This window comes from Leptospira licerasiae serovar Varillal str. VAR 010, from assembly GCF_000244755.1.
Taxonomy (GTDB): Bacteria; Spirochaetota; Leptospiria; order Leptospirales; family Leptospiraceae; genus Leptospira_B; species Leptospira_B licerasiae.
In genome coordinates this window covers 253,267-271,739 of record NZ_AHOO02000009.1, presented here as the reverse complement: position 1 = coordinate 271,739, position 18,473 = coordinate 253,267, and the positions used below count along the sequence as shown (strand labels likewise).

18 protein-coding genes are annotated in these 18,473 nt (G+C 40.9%); 9 read left to right on the top strand and 9 right to left on the bottom strand.

The features are described 5' to 3' along the window. The first annotated feature begins 183 nt into the window (after positions 1-183). Complete coding sequence (locus LEP1GSC185_RS12245) at positions 184-594, top strand: hypothetical protein (RefSeq protein ID WP_008589064.1); 411 nt, start codon at positions 184-186, stop codon at positions 592-594. 224 nt (positions 595-818) lie between these two features. Here LEP1GSC185_RS12245 and LEP1GSC185_RS12240 read toward each other — a convergent pair whose 3' ends face one another. Further along, on the bottom strand, positions 819-1,307 hold the full coding sequence (locus LEP1GSC185_RS12240) for a DUF2505 family protein (protein WP_008588877.1): 489 nt from the start codon (positions 1,305-1,307) through the stop codon (positions 819-821). Between the two features lie 160 nt (positions 1,308-1,467). On the opposite strand from LEP1GSC185_RS12240, the gene alr reads away from it, so the two are divergent. Genes alr through LEP1GSC185_RS12220 form a run of 4 tightly spaced genes read left to right on the top strand, consistent with a single transcriptional unit; the run spans position 1,468 to position 5,432 of the window. Then, on the top strand, positions 1,468-2,601 hold the full coding sequence (gene alr, locus LEP1GSC185_RS12235) for an alanine racemase (protein ID WP_008589191.1): 1,134 nt from the start codon (positions 1,468-1,470) through the stop codon (positions 2,599-2,601). Between the two features lie 17 nt (positions 2,602-2,618). After that, positions 2,619-3,761: a 1-acyl-sn-glycerol-3-phosphate acyltransferase gene (locus LEP1GSC185_RS12230; protein WP_008589054.1), complete on the top strand. Its 1,143-nt coding sequence runs from the start codon at positions 2,619-2,621 to the stop codon at positions 3,759-3,761. Positions 3,762-3,771: 10 nt separating this feature from the next. Then, a complete protein-coding gene (locus tag LEP1GSC185_RS12225; RefSeq protein WP_008588867.1) occupies positions 3,772-4,671 on the top strand; it encodes a hypothetical protein in 900 nt (299 codons plus the stop codon). Beyond that, positions 4,668-5,432 carry a hypothetical protein gene (locus LEP1GSC185_RS12220; protein WP_008589024.1) on the top strand — a complete coding sequence of 255 codons (765 nt, stop codon included), beginning with the start codon at positions 4,668-4,670 and terminating at the stop codon, positions 5,430-5,432. Before LEP1GSC185_RS12225 ends, LEP1GSC185_RS12220 begins: the two co-directional genes overlap by 4 nt. A 2-nt stretch (positions 5,433-5,434) precedes the next feature. Here LEP1GSC185_RS12220 and LEP1GSC185_RS12215 read toward each other — a convergent pair whose 3' ends face one another. Then, the gene (locus tag LEP1GSC185_RS12215) at positions 5,435-6,109 is read right to left on the bottom strand and encodes an LIC_20245 family lipoprotein (RefSeq protein ID WP_008589152.1); all 675 of its coding nucleotides are present in this window, start codon (positions 6,107-6,109) and stop codon (positions 5,435-5,437) included. After that, a complete protein-coding gene (locus LEP1GSC185_RS12210; RefSeq protein ID WP_008588698.1) occupies positions 6,106-8,406 on the bottom strand; it encodes a sensor histidine kinase in 2,301 nt (766 codons plus the stop codon). Before LEP1GSC185_RS12210 ends, LEP1GSC185_RS12215 begins: the two co-directional genes overlap by 4 nt. 162 nt (positions 8,407-8,568) lie before the next feature. On the opposite strand from LEP1GSC185_RS12210, the gene LEP1GSC185_RS12205 reads away from it, so the two are divergent. Further along, positions 8,569-9,144, top strand: a complete 576-nt coding sequence (locus tag LEP1GSC185_RS12205) for a lytic transglycosylase domain-containing protein (protein WP_008588989.1) — start codon at positions 8,569-8,571, stop codon at positions 9,142-9,144. Between the two features lie 7 nt (positions 9,145-9,151). Here LEP1GSC185_RS12205 and LEP1GSC185_RS12200 read toward each other — a convergent pair whose 3' ends face one another. Then, positions 9,152-9,502 (bottom strand): Cys-rich protein, encoded by a 351-nt coding sequence (locus tag LEP1GSC185_RS12200; protein WP_008588911.1) that lies wholly within the window; start codon positions 9,500-9,502, stop codon positions 9,152-9,154. Next, on the bottom strand, positions 9,499-11,196 hold the full coding sequence (locus LEP1GSC185_RS12195; RefSeq protein WP_008588681.1) for an ArnT family glycosyltransferase: 1,698 nt from the start codon (positions 11,194-11,196) through the stop codon (positions 9,499-9,501). Before LEP1GSC185_RS12195 ends, LEP1GSC185_RS12200 begins: the two co-directional genes overlap by 4 nt. Positions 11,197-11,389: 193 nt before the next feature. Between LEP1GSC185_RS12195 and LEP1GSC185_RS12190 the strand changes: the two genes are divergently transcribed. Beyond that, entirely contained in the window at positions 11,390-12,073 is a 684-nt protein-coding gene (locus tag LEP1GSC185_RS12190; protein ID WP_008589162.1) for a TetR/AcrR family transcriptional regulator, read from the top strand. 44 nt (positions 12,074-12,117) lie between these two features. Here the strand turns inward: LEP1GSC185_RS12190 and LEP1GSC185_RS12185 are convergent, their stop codons facing one another. The 3 genes from LEP1GSC185_RS12185 to epmA form a co-directional block, all read right to left on the bottom strand. After that, the gene (locus LEP1GSC185_RS12185) at positions 12,118-14,379 is read right to left on the bottom strand and encodes an aconitate hydratase (protein WP_008589072.1); all 2,262 of its coding nucleotides are present in this window, start codon (positions 14,377-14,379) and stop codon (positions 12,118-12,120) included. 192 nt (positions 14,380-14,571) lie between these two features. Further along, positions 14,572-15,567 carry an OmpA family protein gene (locus LEP1GSC185_RS12175; protein ID WP_008588854.1) on the bottom strand — a complete coding sequence of 332 codons (996 nt, stop codon included), beginning with the start codon at positions 15,565-15,567 and terminating at the stop codon, positions 14,572-14,574. 193 nt (positions 15,568-15,760) lie between these two features. Then, on the bottom strand, positions 15,761-16,705 hold the full coding sequence (gene epmA, locus LEP1GSC185_RS12170) for an EF-P lysine aminoacylase EpmA (RefSeq protein WP_008588974.1): 945 nt from the start codon (positions 16,703-16,705) through the stop codon (positions 15,761-15,763). A gap of 51 nt (positions 16,706-16,756) precedes the next feature. On the opposite strand from epmA, the gene LEP1GSC185_RS12165 reads away from it, so the two are divergent. Continuing rightward, entirely contained in the window at positions 16,757-17,089 is a 333-nt protein-coding gene (locus LEP1GSC185_RS12165; protein ID WP_008589015.1) for a hypothetical protein, read from the top strand. Here the strand turns inward: LEP1GSC185_RS12165 and LEP1GSC185_RS12160 are convergent. Then, entirely contained in the window at positions 17,072-17,512 is a 441-nt protein-coding gene (locus tag LEP1GSC185_RS12160; RefSeq protein WP_008588913.1) for a DUF4279 domain-containing protein, read from the bottom strand. The genes LEP1GSC185_RS12165 and LEP1GSC185_RS12160 overlap by 18 nt on opposite strands. A 226-nt stretch (positions 17,513-17,738) precedes the next feature. On the opposite strand from LEP1GSC185_RS12160, the gene LEP1GSC185_RS12155 reads away from it, so the two are divergent. After that, positions 17,739-18,464, top strand: a complete 726-nt coding sequence (locus LEP1GSC185_RS12155; protein WP_008588853.1) for a response regulator transcription factor — start codon at positions 17,739-17,741, stop codon at positions 18,462-18,464. The last annotated feature ends 9 nt before the right edge of the window (positions 18,465-18,473 follow it).

Sequence of the window (18,473 nt, the reverse complement as noted above, 5' to 3'; positions counted from 1 at the left end):
GCGTATGACTATGTTTTTTTGTCAACTCTCTACGTAAATTTATATTTATTTTTTCTGTACAGCTTTTTCTAAGATCGGAAGATCCTGCAAAGATATAAGATTAGAATTTTCTGACGAGTTTAGCTAGAGAATTCCACTAGGAGTAAGAATATCAAAAACATACGAATTCAAAAATGGGTCCTTTTGAGCTTTTTCGGGGTTTTTTGGGTTATTTTAGGTACGCTGATTTATACGAAGAGAGACAAGTTACTCTTTTGGAAAACTTCTTCTTTTGTTTTTCATTCCAAACAGGAAGCGATCTCTAACGCGGAGAAGAATGAAAAAAAAGGGATCGTACTTATCTTAACTCCAAAAGCCTGCGGAGAGTGTGGCGTAAGTACCACACTCCTAGAGGAATTAGATTCTTTAGGTTGGAGCATCTTGCGATTGGAAGAAGAAGATCCTGACTACGAAACCATCCTCTCCGACGATAGATTCTCCGAAATATTGCCGTCGATACAAGGATCTATGCCGGCTTGGGGAATCTTCAATTTGGGAGAAGAACTTTTGCTCATTAAGCCAGGATTACCGGACAAATCGGATCTAAATTTGTAGTAACTTCGACAAAAATCTGAAAGGACTTGGGCGGCTCGTCGCTATCGCCCGATCGCGCTGCTTCGGGTTCGGCGAGTCCGCCTCATCCCACCTTCGGTGGGACAAGCCCTACGCATCGCTGCCGCAATAGTAAATCAATAACTCCCGTTACAGCAAACTCTCGTTCTTTTTTTTCTCACGCAGAGACGCTAGGACGCAAAGTTTATAGAACCGCTATTCAAATCTCAATCTCCCTTTTTCAGGAATTCCGAGATGGAGTTTTTGTCCTTCTCCAAGGAATGTCTATGGATCTCTTCGATAACCGTTTCGATCACGGAGCCCATTAAAAATACTCCGGAGCTTACTTTTACCTCGTAACTTCTCTCCGATTCATTTGGGCCAAGCTCCTTGTATACGGAGAATCCTTTGATAGTAACGATAGAATCGTTTCCTGGAGGAGCGATCGTAAACTCGTGGGTGTTGGTGGAAATATCGAATACAGAATCTTCTAAAAGAGAAGGATCCGAAAGAAGTGTGGCAAGCACCTTTGGCAGGGATTCGGCTAACTTTACCTTTCTTTTTTGGTAAACTTTGTTTCCCTCTTTTCTTTCCTCCAATAATTCCACGTTTTTCAATTCGGGGAATCTATCTAAATATTTATATCTATCTTCCCTCGCTCTGAGTAGATCTTGGAGGGGAACTGGGAAAGTTTGTACTACTTTATATTGTTTCATCCGGGAATCCTGAGGATTTGTTTAGCCGTTTCCCGGGCAGTCTGTTTGTATTTCCCCGCTCGGGAAACCCTTTTTTCCTCCCGGTTGAAAGGAAAAATCCGAATGACAGGCTGGCCGTAAAAGAGGCTCATGACTGAAGATCTTGCGCTAATTTCAAAGAATGAAAGACAGAACTTGGATAGAACTTTCCAGAGCGGCGATCTCGGCAAACCTGAAAAATTTTCGCGCCCTTCTTTCCCCTAAAACTTTACTCACTGCGGTCATTAAATCCAACGCGTACGGTCATGGTCTTTTAGAGACTGCCGAGCTCGCTTACCAGGGAGGAGCTGATCTTTTCGGAGTAAATTCTTTGGAAGAAGCAAAACTTCTCCGTGAGAAATATTCTGAGTTCAAGATCTTGATCATGGGAGAAATTCCCGGCCTTGCAGAAAGAACTTCCGAAGTTTCTGATCCGAATTTTTGGATCATAGTCTCTCGAACGGAAGAAGTCAGAATTTTAACGAATTGTAAACCTTCTCCTCAGATACATCTGAAGGTGGATACCGGGATGGCCCGGCTTGGTTTTTTCGGCGCAGACTTGGAAAGAACTCTTTCCGAAATCAAATCGGAAGGTCTGAAAATTGATGGGATCGCGACACATTTTGCTAGCACGGAAGATGTATTAGAGCAAAAGTATTCCAAAGAACAAATGAAAGCTTTTTCAGAAGCCATCCTTCTCGCGGAGAAATTCGGATTTAAAAATTTGGTCAAACATGCATGCGCTTCCGCATCTACCATGTTATTTCCGGAAGCTCATTACGATCTAGTGCGTGTGGGGATCTCTTTATACGGGCTTTGGCCGAGTTTACAGACTAGACTTTCTTTGCATCTAAGCGGCAAAAAAGATTTCAATCTTTCTCCTGTTCTTTCCTGGAAGTCTAGGATCGTTCATACCAAGATCGTTCCGGAAGATAGTTATGTTGGCTACGGTTCCACATACCAAACAAGCGCGCCTACAAGGATCGCTGTTGTACCCGTAGGTTATTACGAAGGATTAGACCGCAAACTTTCCAATAACGGGGTCATGCTGGTAAAGGGAAAAAGAGCGAAGATCCTGGGAAGGATCTGTATGAACATGACCATGTTGGATATCACACATATTCCGGGAGCAGAGATCGGAGATGTAGTTACTATCATAGGCAAAGAAGGAGAAGAAGAAATCTCCGCAGACGATCATGCCAACTGGACTTATACGATCAATTACGAAGTTACCACTCGGATCAGCGAGTCGGTCCCGAAAAAAATAGAAGAATAAAGAGAGAATAGAACTGTATGGATCCAGTTACTGAAAAAGAAACTTCAAAACAAGTACAGCCTGTATATACTACTAAAACTTACAGTTTTTTGATCAGGATCGTATTCAAGGCGAGAGGAATACTATTCGATGGTTTCGAAGAACATTTCCCGGCAAGTAATCCTAATAAAATTTTAGAAGCCCCCTATCCTTCCGTCCTTATGGCAAACCATGTTTGGGAAGGAGATGTTCCCGCTCTTGCGGCAGTCTATCCTCATATCCATCCTTCTATTAAATTCGCGATCCCTGCAAGAGAAGATATATTAGGAAAAGATTTTTTAGTGAAGGAATTCAAACCCAAAGGACTTCTTAAATTATTTTTCCTGCTTATAGATAAATCGGGGATCATCCCGAAATATTTGGATTATATAGGTTGTGTTCCGATCAAAAGACCGTTCCGAGATAACGCAAGAGAGCTCCTGAAAAAAGGGCTCTTAAGAGATATGGTAGATCAAGAATGGGGTTATCTTTCCGACAGGATCTCGGAAGGAAGGAACCTTTTTCTTTTTCCGGAGGGAGTGTTTAACCAAGACGGATATATGGCTCAGGTCAAAAAGGGTGTGTACTTTCTCAGATCTAAATTCAAAAATTTGAATTTTACTTCCTTCACATTGACTTACGATTATTTTTCCTCTAAAAAATCCGAACTCCATATAGGTTATGGAGAACAATTCCCTATTCCGGAAAACGCAGATGCGGACCAAGTTTCCAGCATAGTAAAAGAAAAATTAGGTAGCGGATACACGATCACGGCGGGGAATTTAGCATCTTACTTGGTCTTAAAATTCGAAGGGAAAGCGAAAGAAAGTAAGGAAAAATTATTTTCACTTCTCACTTCTTTAGCCGAGAAGATCAAAAATACTCATCCTGAAATCTATATTTCCGAAAAATTCAAAACGGATGCTCTAAAACACGCATTCGATTCTTTTTTAGAGAAGGCCAAAAAAGGCGGCTTCCTTAGATTAGAAGGCAACGATATAGTTTTCTTGGAAAAATTATTTCAGATCCCGAAAGATCTTCATAATCTAAAAAAGAAAAATTTGGTCTTATATCATAGAAACCAACTCACGTACCATCTTACTAAATTGGATACGGTTTGGTCCACGATCAAAGCAGCCTGAGGAGTAACTTTTGGCATTTTGGAAAAGATTTGTTTCCCGTAAAACTAAGGTAGAGAACTGGATTACCTACCCTGGAGTTCTGGAAAATAGCATACGTAAAAGTTTACATTTTTTATTTAGATCCAGCTTAGAGGAGATCTTCCCGGAAGATCTTTCGATCTCTCCTTCCGCATTGGGACTCGTCCGTCTTCCCGAAGAAAAACTAAAAGTTTTAGCGGAAGAATTTCCTATAGAGAAAGCTTTTCCCTATACCTCTGCGGATGAATTTTTTTCGGAAGAATCCATGGATTCTATCGTTGAATTTATCGCGGGAACTCAGGCTGCTCCTTCTAAAAATCTGATCTTAGGAATTTTGAATCAACCGGAAGTCCAAGCGATCTTCTCCCAAGGATTGGAGAAAGTGTTGAGCGAATTCCATAAAAAGATAAATCCTTTGCATGGCGTTTTCCAAGTAGCAGGTTTGGAAAAACAGATCTCTCAATTTTTATCCTCTTTATTGCCTACATTTACCGAAAGGATTGCGGACTTTGTTTCCATAGGCTCCGGAACACAAGAGATCCAAACTGTAATCCGAAATACTTTAAAAATACTTTTCCAGACCGGGTTTAACGATCTGGGAAGATTAGAGACTTCCAGATTCGGCGCCGGAACTGATAGGATCAGAAGAGCGATCGCAAACGACGAAAAAGTCCGTGGAGCCATGGAAAATCTATACTCTGTAAGTAGAGATACATTACTGAATCATTATAGAAAAGAGACTTTAAAAGAGTTTATCGGACTTTCCGAGCCTGAGTTGGATCTGTGGATCGGCAAGATTGCGGAAGATGTAGCTTCTAATATCAGAAAGGTCCACGCGAAAAGATCGCTTTCTCCTTTGGTTCTGGATTTACTAACGGATATTTTGGGATGAAAAAAGTTATCTCCACCATCCAAAACGCATTGGAATACCTGGATAAACTGGGACCTCAAAAATCCTTTCAATTATTCCGCAACCTAGGTTATGAGGCGTTGTTTTCCATTTCGGAAAAGGTGGACCATAAAAGGCTTTTATTCTTAAGTCAAAATCTGAGCGAACAGGAAATCGTAACTCTTTTACAGTCCATTCCCGAATCCATTCTTGTAGACCTGATCCAGAACACAGTTCCTTCGGATCTGGTATATTACGTAAAACATCTTGGATTTAAAGATCTGAAATTTTTAGCGGAGTCTATTTCTCCTTTAGATGTTTCTAAGATCAATAATACGATAGGCTCCAAAACGATCGTAGAAATCTTAACGAATATCGGATCTGATTCTGCGATAGCTTATTTGAATGCGATCGGTATAGATTCCTTTCTGGAACTGACCAAGGCATTGCCAGTAAAAGATTTCGTTCCTTTAACAAAGGCTTTAACTCCGCAAGAATGTGCGGAATGGATCCGTAAAAGATCTATTTCCGAGATCCCGGCTCTATTAAAAGCTCTCGGAACTAAGAATGCGGTGGGACTTTTGCAGCAGGTAGGATTTCAAAAGGTAATTTCAATTCTTTCCGTTTTGAACCCGGAAGAACTAGTGAATCTGATTCACACTTTAAACAAAATGAAATTACCTTCGGTCAAAAAACCTGCCGCTAAGAAGGCGAAAATCCCTCAAAACAAAAGAAGTGCTAAAAGAAAACGTAAAATTTCTTAAGCTTAATTCCCTTTTTGAGCGGAAATCACTTCTTCCCTACTCTTAGAAAGTCCATCCAATCTTTCCTTTAAAAGTTTTTCATATTCCGGATTGGCATTTTTAGGATTTTCTCCCACTAATTTTTGGTAATTCTCCATTCCGTATTTCAATATCTCGATCATATCATCGGATCTTTTCAGTTTCGTATTCAGATAGAAAGACATCTCCTCCTTCGGAACGTCTTTTCTTTCTAAAATTTCCCTTTGGACCCTATAGTAATGATCTTCATTCTCTTTCTTTTTCGCGATTTCTTCTTCAGAAAGTTTTTTGGGAATGAGAGAATTGTTCGGAAATTTTTCAGTAAGAGGTTTGAACTTCTCGTAAAGTTGTTCGTATAATTTCGCCCTCTCTTCCGGACTTAAACTTTCAAGATAGGATTTTGTTTTAGTCGGTTTAGAATTAGGTTCTCCAACAATAGCAACAGGTCCGGATACCGTTTCTTCTACATGTCCTGAAAAATCCAAAAAAGAGCCTCCTTCGAATAAGGAGTTCTCTTTTCTATTCAAGGTCTCTTCCGAGAGTCCGCCTTGGTAGCTTGTGTTTTCTTTTGTAGAAGTCTCCGGAAATAGAAGATAAAAAATTCCGATCAAGGAAACGATGAGTAAAGATAAAATTAAATACGTTCTTTTTTGATTCATTCAGAATACAAAGGTAAAATCACCTTAAAAATGCTGCCACCTTTTTGGTTTGGCTCTACGATGACTTCTCCTCCCATTTTATTGATTAAGGTCCGACTTATAGAAAGTCCTAGTCCAGTACCGCCCACAGTTCTGTTCCTTTGATCCGGCACCCTAAAAAATCTTTCGAAGATCAATTCTTTATATTTAGGATCTATTCCGATCCCTGTGTCCGTAAATCGAACCTCTACTTTTTTATCCGAGATCTTTTTAAGTGAGACATCGATTCCGCCTTTTTCGGTATATTTTATCGCGTTAACGAAAAAATTCGTGATGATCTGGGAGAATTCGAATCTAACTCCTTTTAATTTCAGACCTCCGGCAAGATCAGTCGTAACAGTAAGTCCGCTTTCGGATGCGGAAGGAGAATTGATATAAAGCACTTCTTCGATCACGGTTAACGGATCAAAAATTTCATACATCTCCTCTGAAGTCTGGGATTCCTTCTTTTCCAATTGAAGAAGGTTATCTATCAGGAAGTTCAACCTTCTTACATTCTTCCGGATCACGTCCGTCATTTCTTTTTGGTCCTTGTCCAAAGAAAGTTGTTCATTTGCGAACAGAAGATCGAAATATCCTTGGATATTCGTCATTGGAGACCTAAGTTCATGCGATATATTGGATATGAACTCGTGTTTGATCTTCTCAGATTCTAGAATTAATGCGTTATCGTTTACTTGGATCTGGTAGAATCTTTTTGTTTCCGCACTGAAGCCGGTGACACTCAGGCCCACTGAAAATTTAGTACCATCTTTCAGTATCAAACCTGCTTCCGGAATAAAAGTCATGTTTTGATCTTTTCCACCTGGAGATTTCAATTCCGTTTGTTCCAAAATATCGGGAAGAACTCTTGCGAGTCGGATGTTCTTTATCTCGGAGGTTTGGTATCCTGAAACTTCCCTAAATCTTCTGTTCGCATCAACGATCATTCTTGTGTCCGCGTTCACTATGATCATAGCATCCGTTGCAAACTCGAACATATAACGATATCTTTCTTCCGTGGTTTGTCTTTTTAAATCGCTTATATCTAATCTAGTTTCTAAGAGATAATTATCCTCAGAAAGCCTTTTGTTTTTCTCTTCTATATCCCTGATCTCTTGATTCAAATAATCCAATATTGCATTCACAGTGGAACGTATAAAAAGGTATGGACTTCTGGGAAGTTGCGTATCCAGGGAAACTTCTCTTCTTCCTAAGAATAGAGAGAGCGCCAGTTCTTTCATTTCGGAAACAAGACTACGAAGTGGAGCTATATCCTTTACTACATTTCCGAGTTTAGTCTTCCCGTTGGAATAATAAGTATGATACAGTTTAGAATTCGTTTGTGTGATAGAAGAAGGAAATTTAGGAAAAGGATTGTCCGCAACCGAATGAGCCAAACTTTCCAAAATTTTCTTCCCGCCATCTAAACCTGGAAAAGTTTTTCCATACATTTCCATTACGAAACGTACATCTTCCAATGCCGGCATCCCGGATAAAATTTTTCCGAGTTCGGGGACAGGCCTTCTATAAAATCCGTCCAATTCTCCAGGCTTCCAAGGGCAAGGACCTACCCAATCCGCTACAAAAGAATCTCCTTCGTAAGCCACATGATTTGCAAGATCTTCCATAGCTTTCTTGATCGCTCTGGAGACTCTGTTCGCTTCTTCCGGGAATTTGGAGGCAAATCTACCCGTGAATACGAGCATATTCGTAGGCAGGTAGTAAGGCGGGATCTCATTCTCTACTGTGAGGCAGTAACCCTTCTCCCCAAAAAACGGATATTCTTGGAGAGATGCCGCGGCACCTAAACACTCCGCACGAATGAACTCATGAGCGAGTAACGTAGGTCTTGTGGTAAGATAAGGCACAGGTTTTCTGCGATGATAATTTTCCGAACGAAAAAATTCCTCTGCTACGAATCTATCCAAGGAATAAGGATGCAAGATAGGTAAAAAACTATGATAGGAATCTCGAATTGATTCCGCTTCCATATAAGATGCGGAATAAAATCCATGCACCAAACAAGATAGAATGATCCCTCTATAAAAAGTCCAGTTGGGAGAGGTCTTTTTGAGTTGTTGATGAACCCATGCTGTAAAGGGAACCTCTCCTGCTTCCGCCCTTCCTTCTCTCAAGTGAGCAAGGACGGCCTCGTAACTTTTGAGCGATCGTACTCTGACAAGTACGTCTTCTTCTTCAAAGTATCCTCGGCTGAAGGCCAGGAATACCGGAAATGCTGTGAGCCTTGGTGTTGTGACTATTTCTATTTCTATCACGCGGTCTATCGTTCTCAGGCGCCGGGTTTTTTCAAGAAACCCTTGGATTTCCTTTCTAAAACCTGCAAAAAAGACTCACGTCAGCGGAGATTTCAGCCGAGAGACATAATAAGGATGTTAAGATTAACCATTTTGGTTTAGGTAGGAACTCCTGAGGCCTGTATGAAGTTAGATGATCTAGAATCTTATCGTAGAATTGTCTCCAGAATGGAGGAAATCCATGAAATTACGGAGAGGTTCCAGCCTAAACGTCCCGCAGAGGAAGTAGATCCTACACCTAAAAAGTTAGAGTCCGAATTCTCCCAAGAGCTGGAGGACAAAATGAAAGGGATTTTCTCCCGGGAAAATGATCCAACTCCCCAGGAACTCAGCAGTATTATAGAAAGAGAATCTTATAAAAATCATTTAGATCCGAACTTGGTCAAATCCGTAATCAAGGCAGAATCAAATTTTAAACCGAACGCGGTTTCTCCCAAGGGCGCAATCGGTTTGATGCAATTGATGCCGGGAACCGCGGATATTTTAGGCGTGGAGAATCCTTTCGATCCGGAAGAAAATATCGCGGGGGGAACAAAATTCCTCGCAGATATGATGAAAAAGTTCGGAAATACGGATAAAGCGATCGCGGCTTACAACGCAGGACCGGGTGCAGTCCAAAAATACGACGGGATCCCTCCTTACAAGGAAACGAAAGATTATGTGAAAAAGGTAAATCGTTTCTGGAAGGGAGAATATTAAAAAAATATTAATAATACTTTTTTAATTCTCCGAACAGACAGGAAGTCAACTCGGAACAACTTGCCATTTTTTCCGGTTGGAGGCATACCTGCATCTTGTCGAAATGTTTTCTGCAACCCCTGAGACAAGCGTTTTCCACCTTATACAATTGATCTTCAGAAGTTTGAGGATATTCGTTTTTAGTACATTTCGCTAGACTATCGCAATAATCCAGGCAAATCTCTTTTCCTTCCCACTCCATGCCGGGTTGCACCACGGTCCCTCTGGAATATTTGAAGGCGATAAATGTGCCAACAGCCAAACCCAAAACGAATATGGGGAGATAAGGGAAAATTTTTCTGAAAGAGATTGGGCTCATCGACTCTCCAATTCGGAATTCTTATTCCGGGAAGGCTCATAAAAATATACGTATTCTTTTCCCTGGGATGGGCTGAGGAGTTCCTGCAGGGTAACGTCTCTTTTCCAAATGGTCTGCGTTTGTAAAAGTTGGTATCCTGTCGGAATAGGGATCTGCTCCTGGAAAAAGACCAGATATCTTCTTCCATCCACACAATTTCGATCGGCCCCTGGAACAGAATGAACGATCTCGGCAGCTGGAAGTGCGTTCCTAAAAGTAAGTGCAGTCCAAGGATTTTCCGAAATTACACAGATCTGCTTTGCGCTAACAAATGGTCCGCTTTCGGGAACTTCGCTTAGGTTTACTCTGGGAAGGATCGAAAATTGGATATAGGAGAGTAAACCAGCCGCAAGTATTAGGTTCAGCGCTGTGGTGGAAGGAACACCTTCCTTTTGGGTTCGGATCCTTCTTCTCCATAAAAAAATCAAAAGCAAGAATGCTGTGAATATCAATTCCGCCCAGATATTTTGGCCCAGAAGAATTTCAAAACCCCACATTGCTGCCAAGACCAGCATACTGATCCCAAGGCAGAAGAAATAGTTTAAAGACAATAGCCGAGTGAACTGATATTCCTTTTTTCGAATGAAAAATAATCCAATTCCCAAGAAGGCTAAAGGGACCAAAGGAAGAAGATAATAAAAATCCTTACGGTTCGGAGCAAGGTGTATCAAACAAATCGCAAGGATGGCCCAGAGGTAGGAACTCCCGATCACCTCTCTTAAGGATTTCGATTTCTGGAATAATTTAGAATAGAACCCGTAGAAAACCGCGAGACTGAATGGAAAACTATAGAGTAAGAATCCGATCGGAATAATCCACTCGGATTGATTGGCTGTGGCAGAAGAGAACTTACCAAGGTTTTCCGTGAATAAGAATATCGTTAGGAACTCTTTCCCGAGTTCTGAATAAGAAAGAAGGACCAGAACCCAAATTACAGGAACAACCAAAGAAGAAAAATGGAAGATGATATGGGCAAGGAGTTCCTTCCCTATTCTTTTTTTGCCTGCCCATCCCCCATTTGAGTGAAGAAGAAAAATCCCAATAACAGAATAAGCTCCTAAGATAATTCCACTGTATACTTGGAATACAGGACCTTTGATTAGAATTGCAATTCCGGAGAAAAAGCCCCCCAAGAATAGCCAGATCCGATTTTTAGAAAGCCTGAATTCTAAGATCGTAACTGAGACCAAGATGATGAAAAAGGTCAATAAAGACTCCATCATCACCAAACGGGAGAATTTAAATACACCAAGAGTCAAAGTATAAGCGGAAGAAATTGTGAACGATTGTTTAGGACTTCCACCTGCTCTCCTAATACCTAAGTAAATTAGAACGGAGGATCCGAAAAAAAGTAAAAAGGAAGGAAATCTTTCCGCAAAAAAGCTGACACCAAAAAGACTATCCGAAAAAATTCCGAGCCAAAACAACGCTGGTGGTTTGTAGAGATTTAAAACGCCTTCGAATTTAGGAAAAAGATACGAAGAAGAAGCCAAACTTTCCCGAATCGTAGCGATATGCATCGCTTCGTCACCTTGGGTTAAGATTGCATTTCCTCCGGATCCGGGAAGAAGAAGGAATACGTTTAACAAAACGAGTAGAGAAACGAATATTTTATCTCCATTTAAGCTTTTTTTTAAAAACGTATTCCAGACCATAAACTTGAAGAAAGTTCCTTTTTTTGCGGGCTCTTGATCTGGATAAATCAAAAAACCAACATGTAATCACTCACTTACTTATCACCATATTGCAAAAATAAACGGAACAGGCAAGAGTAAAGTGGATCTAAAAAGTAAAAATGCGCTTGGCTGATTAGTCGAAGGTCGGGATACATCCCATATAGGCAGTTAGATGGTTCGAACCCCTAAAAAGAAGGTCAAAAAAAATAAGGCATCCAAAGCAGGTGCGCACGGTAGTCACAAAGGTCCTAAAAAAAGAGACCGAAAGGCTACTGAAACAGCCTTAATGAAGGCCGGGATACAAGTTTTTGCCAAAAAAGGATATGACGCGGCCACCACTAAGGATATCGCCAAGACTGCGGGAGCTAATGAAGCTCTTATTATGCGTTATTTCGGTGGAAAGAAAGGGCTCCTAGAAGCGATCCTAACTAGGACGGATGATCTAGGCGACTCGACCACCGGCAAAAAAGAAGAAGATACAAAGGAACTTCATTTGGATGAAGCGTTAGTGGAGTCCATTACGGAAAGATGTTCCGATTTCAAACATTATTCTGACTTCATGAAAGTTGCAGTCAGCAGGATCATCCTAGATCCCGACGTTAGTAGAATTATCCAAACTAAAATTTATAGCAAGGCCCTTCCTGAAATGATCCATGAGCTGGAAAAATTTAAGAAGGGAGGAGAGATCGATCATAAAGTGGACCTGAAATCAGTTGCTTTCGGGATTTCTTCTTTGACCTTCGCGTTAGGGTTCATGGCCCAGGTCGTTTATAAAATTCCGGAATCGGAAATCAAAGCTACGATCAAAGAAATGGTGAGGATCTTGCAAAAGGGTCTAAAGCCAGACTCCAAATAAAAAAGCCGAGACCGCTACATAGGCCTCGGCTTTTAAAAAAACTTTTACTTTTTGCTGCCGATCAAATTCAAAGCACTTCCTGCCTTAAACCATTCTATCTGTTGAGCATTGTAAGTGTGGTTTACTTTGAATTCATCCTTACTTCCATCTTTATGATGTAAAGCTAAAGTAAGAGGAGCTCCTTCTTTAAAATCGGTAAGTCCTATAATATCGATCTTATCGTCTTCTTGGATCTTATCGTAATCAGCCTTATCCGCAAATGTCAAAGCAAGCATACCTTGCTTTTTCAGGTTTGTTTCATGGATACGAGCAAATGATTTCACAAGAACAGCTCTCACTCCTAAGAACCTTGGCTCCATAGCAGCATGTTCCCTGGAAGAACCTTCTCCGTAGTTCTCGTCTCCGATCACTATAGAACCGATACCTTTTGCTTTGTACTGGCGTTGGACTTTGGGAACCTCGTCGTAAGATCCATCCAATTGATTCTTCACGCTGTTGATCTTCTCGTTGAAGATATTCGTAGCTCCGATCAGAAGGTTATTGGAAATATTATCCAAGTGTCCTCTGAATTTTAACCAAGGACCAGCCATAGAGATATGGTCTGTCGTACATTTGCCTTTTACTTTGATCAAAAGGTTCAGTCCTTTTAGATCTGTACCTTCCCACTTGGTGAAAGGAGCAAGCAACTGCAGACGATTGGACTTCGGATCCACAACAACTTGCACATTGGAACCGTCCGCCGCAGGAGCTTGGTAACCGGCATCTTTTACATCAAATCCTTTTTTAGGAAGCTCGTCTCCATTCGGAGGATCTAATTTAACCTTCTCCCCTTTTTCATTGGTAAGAGTGTCTTTGTTCGGATCGAAAGTAAGATCTCCCGCAATCGCAAGTGCAGTTACAAGCTCCGGAGAACCCACAAATGCAAAAGTGTTCGGATTACCGTCGTTCCTAGATTGAAAGTTACGATTAAAAGAGTGAACGATCGTGTTCTTCTCCTTTTTATCCGCCCCTACCCTGGACCACATTCCGATACAAGGACCACAAGCGTTTGCAAAAACTTTCGCTCCGATCTTTTCGAAAATTTTAATATACCCGTCTCTTTCTATCGTAAAACGAACTAACTCAGAACCGGGAGTGATCGTAAACTCTGCCTTAGGTTTTAAAGACTTTTCTGCAGCCTGATTCGCAAGGGAAGCAGCGCGAGCGATGTCCTCATAAGAAGAGTTTGTGCAAGATCCGATCAGACCTACTTCTACTTTTGTAGGCCATCCATTCTTCTTAGCTTCTTCTTTCATTTTAGAAATAGGAGTCGCCAAGTCGGGAGTGAAAGGTCCGTTCAAGTGAGGTTCTAACTCGGAAAGATTGATCTCGATCACTTGGTCAAAGAATTTGTCTGGATTTGCATATACTTCCGGATCTGCTGTTAGGTGTTCCTTCACCCCATTTGCTAAATCAGCTATATCCGCCCTGTTCGTTGAACGAAGATATCTTTCCATTGATTCATCATAAGAGAACGTGGAAGTGGTAGCGCCGATCTCGGCTCCCATATTGGCGATGGTTCCTTTTCCAGTACAAGAAAGAGAAGAAGATCCTTCCCCGAAATATTCTACGATTGCTCCTGTTCCACCCTTAACGGTAAGAATTCCTGCCACTTTCAAGATAACGTCTTTCGCGGAAGTCCAACCGTTCAATTTTCCGGTTAATTTCACTCCGATCAACTTAGGCCATTTTAGCTCCCAAGGAAGACCTGCCATCACGTCGCAAGCGTCTGCTCCTCCGACTCCGATCGCAACCATTCCTAAACCACCTGCATTCACTGTGTGGGAATCTGTTCCAATCATCATTCCGCCAGGAAATGCATAATTTTCTAATACTACTTGGTGGATAATTCCAGCTCCGGGTTTCCAGAACCCGATCCCATATTTGTTGGAAACGGAGGAAAGAAAGTCGTATACTTCTTTGTTTTCCGTAGAAGCTGTTGCTAAGTCTTCAGAAGAACCAGTTTTCGCAGTGATCAAGTGGTCACAGTGTACGGTGGAAGGAACTGCTACCTTGCTTTTACCTGCAGACATAAATTGTAATAGGGCCATCTGTGCGGTCGCGTCCTGCATTGCAACGCGGTCCGGAGCGAAATCAACGTAAGATTTTCCTCTTTCGAAATTGGAGGAAGGAGTTCCTTCCCAAAGGTGAGAATAAAGAATTTTTTCGGTCAGAGTGAGAGGTCTGCCGACCACTTCTCTGGCTTTTTTAACCAGGGTCCCGAGTTTTTCATACCGGGCACGAATCATATCTATATCAAATGCCATTGTCATCTCCGATGATGGTTTCATCGTCTCTTAGGGTCGGGGTGCTTGTATAGGATTTTTCCGCCAAAAAGGACAATTTTAAGAATACGGAATATCCGTTTACTATTGGATTAGACGGGATGAAAGAGAAGTGTCTGGAGTTCCTACCGGAAGATTGGGAGAGAGAAAAAAAGGGGGAGATATAACTCCCTCTCACTTGACGATTTGGATATCAACTCGCCTATTCTTTTCCTGATTTTGTCCCTTCCCCTCTGAGGAAGAAACTACTTGAGAGCCCTTCGCTTCTAAAATAAAACGAGAAGTTTCCAGACCATTCCCCAATAAATAATCCCTAACCATCTCGGCCCTGAGTTGGGAAACTTTGAGATTCACTTCTTCGGTTCCTTCGGAAGAAGCGTGGCCAATCAAAACTGCTTTAGCTTCCGAATGTTTTTTGAGAAGAAACGTAAGAGAATCCAGTATCCTTCTTTGAGACTTAGGAACTTTTATATCATTCTTGTCGAAAAGGATTGGAGAAGATTGGATCTTAGACGCAAGCTCACCATCTTTCCCGGAAAAATTCGCAAGTTCATGTTTCTGAGAGAAGAAACCGAAAATACCCCCATTCCCAGAAGAGGAAGAAGCTTTCTTCTCCTCAACTTGCTCAGGTTTGGTTTCTTTAATCTCTTCCGCATGGGCAACGGACTTCTTCCCACTGTTCCGGAACGCATAATAGATCCCTATTCCGAAACCTCCGAGAATAATGAGAGAAAGGACCAGGACAGGAATGCTATTCTGCTTTTTCGCCTGTCCAGCAGAAGGAGTCGGGATGTATCCTCTATAAGGTGCATCTGAGTGTTGCGAACTCATAAGGCTGATTGCTTCATCGTGAGAAGTATATTCCTCTTGTAGGGAAGATTTAGTGTGAGTATGAGAAGATTTTTCAGCGGCCCATTTGCGGATTTCAGTGCGGAACCATTCGTCTGCTTTTGCTGTAAATTGAAAATTTTCACGGACATATTCCATCGTTTTCTTTTCGATGTCGGTATAGGTATTATTATCCTTCACGGCGTTTAGAAGTTTCTTTGCATCCGCGATTGAAATGCGGCCGTCTTTTTTACCGGAGGTAGCTTTCTCCGCTAACTCAATTAGGCCGCGATCATATTTTTTGCCTTTTATAGTGACGTAATAATTCTGCTTCTTAGTCATATTCTCCGTCCGCAACTAAAGGCCAGGGATCTTTTCATTCGAAGAACCCTTTTTCAGGGCAAATCGAATCTTAAGTTAATTTGATCGACAATCCGTGCAACAAAAGTTTTGCGAGGCCTATATTCATTATCGAACCCTTTATGATGCTTTCTTGATTCTAAATGAAGTCAGAGTAGAATAAAATCCTCTATTTTCAAATTTCTCGCCAGTATGGACTAACTTCTGAGAGGGAGTTCCTTCCCAAAAGCACCATCAAAAGTCGATCCAAACCTATTGAAATCCCGGAACATTCAGGAATACCTCTTTCCAAAGCCTGCAGGAACTCCTCGTGAATTGGGAAAACTTCCTTACCTAACTTTCTTCTCAACTCTTGCTCTTTTTCAAAACGGCCTCTCTGTTCTACCGGGTCCAAAAGTTCATAAAATGCGTTAGCTAATTCTATATTTCCGAAATATAATTCGAACCTTTTGGCTACTCCATTTTCAATTCGAGAAAGGGCTGCCATTTCAGGAGGATAATCATAGATGAATTGAAATTCCGAAGTGAAGTTCGGCTCTAATAAGTTTAAGAATACCAAAAAAAAGCAGTCTTCATATTCCATGGAGTCGAGAGAAAGATTTGTTAAAGACAGTTCAGTGATTTTTCGTTCCAACGAATCTCTTTCCCAATCAATGCCGGCTGAGTTAGCGAGGAGTTCCTTCACCAGTTTTCTTTGGAACGGTTTTTCCAAAAGGGGAAGGCTTAGTCTATCAGCAATCCATCGAATCAGTTCTTCGAGAAGGTCCATTGCCTGATGCAAATCTATACCTGTTTGATAAAATTCCAGCATGAGGAACTCTGCGGTATGGTAGGAACTCCCCTTCTCTCCCGAACGAAACGTATGTGCAATCTCGTAAGCCTTTTCAACACCCAAAGATAAAGCTTGTTTAAGAGAGTATTCAGGGGACGTAATTAAATACCCTTTTTCTTCACCCAAAGGAGATCCTACCAAAAATGGATCCAAATATGGTTCCATCCCTGGGATTTTTTTCAAAGCCGGAGTATCAATCTCTAGGAATCCTTTTTCATGAAAAAAAGTTCTCGTAGCATGCAAAAATCTAGATCGAAATAACAATATTTCTAAGTTATTTAGCTTCATCTTCGAGTATGAAATCGCTCAAATGGTATAATTAATCCTTTAGAAAGGGCAATGATTGTGGAGTATATCCGAAAATACAGTTACTTCGAAATAAGGAAAAAACCTAAAGCTGTCGAGATAGAACCTCTCACTTCCGAAGTAAATGATCAAGTATTGGGCGAATTAAACTCAGTTTTAGCAATGGCCTTTTATGAAACAAATCGGCACGTAAAATTAGAAATATCAAAATTCGAAACTTTGCCATTCCCCGTAGTCGCAAAATTGATCAAATACGCCTTGGATCTGCGAGAAAAGAATCGAGTATTAATTCTTTCCAAACCGAGACCTCCCATCCGAAAATATATTCAAACCTTTTCTATCGAAGAATTAATTCTGATCCTCTGACCTTCTCCTCCTTTCTGGAACGTTCCAAGCATGAAAAGATATTTTCAAGCCCAGATTTCCGAGCAGCAAAAGAGTCCGGGCGCTCAGCGTAGTTTCTTCCAAATTTCCGTTATTGAATTCAACGGAACAATAGAGTAAGACATTATGTTTTTCACAAAAACTTTGGAATTCTTTGCGATGAGGGGCAATTCTTTCTAATAACTCATGGATATGGTCCTCTAACGGAGAACTCGCATCTCTTTTCGAGTGAATTTGCCACAAGGAAGAAGTAACTGGATTTCCTGAGATGGCAGGAACTCCTTTATTCACAGATAAGTCCGGTCGAATCCCAAGAGTCCTGGTTACTTCGTGAACATCCAGGCCAGGTTCAGAAACAGCAATAAGAGCCCAACTCCGAGGGAAAGAAGGATTACTGTATTTCATAAATTGCCCAAAACCAGACTTTTCACATTAAGAAATAAGAATTCTCTGGAAATGCCATTAAAGTTGAATAGCAAGACCTTCAAAAATGCCAATCATATAGCATTTTTCGAATTTTTGTTTTCCAATCAATACATTTAAAATCTCATTTTTTGCTATGTTACAATTTTGGTGGGAATAATATGTTGTAATGAGGTTAAATTTAACATCCAATACACCTGAGGCGCTTATGAAGAATATTCTGGTAATTGAAGATGATCCGGACATCGGGAATTTAATACGAAAGTCATTAGATTCAGCTCATTACCGAACCACAATTCAAACTTCTGGCGAGGAAGGCCTTAAATACTATAAGGCAAACCACCCCGACCTCTTGATTTTAGATCTTTCCTTACCAGATATTGATGGGATGGATGTATGTCGGACAGTCCGCAGATCTGATGAAAATACTCCCATTTTTATAGTTACCGCTAGAAATGAAGAAATAGATAGAATTATGGGACTTGAGTTAGGCGCAGACGATTATATCACAAAGCCTTTTTCGGTAAGAGAATTAAAAACTAGAGTAGATGTATTCTTTCGTAGATGGGATAAAAAAGCGGGAATTAAACCGAATATCGGAAGCGGTGGAGAAATCATCAGAGGATCTTTGAAAATAGATCCGGTTCGACGCAGGGTCACCTTAAAAGATCAAGTAATCAATATATCTCGTAAAGAATTTGATATTCTACAGTTGATGGCAACTTCTCCAGGTAAAGTTTTCTCAAGGGAAATGATCTTAGAGGCTGTTTGGGGAATGGAATGGGATGGATTTGAGAGAATGATCGACTCCCATATCAAAAGAATTCGTTCGAAGTTGGAAAAGAATTCTGCTCAACCTGAATGGATCGAAACAATCTGGGGAATTGGCTATAGATTTACTGATAATTATGAGGGAATTGTAATTATAGATTAAATCCTTTTC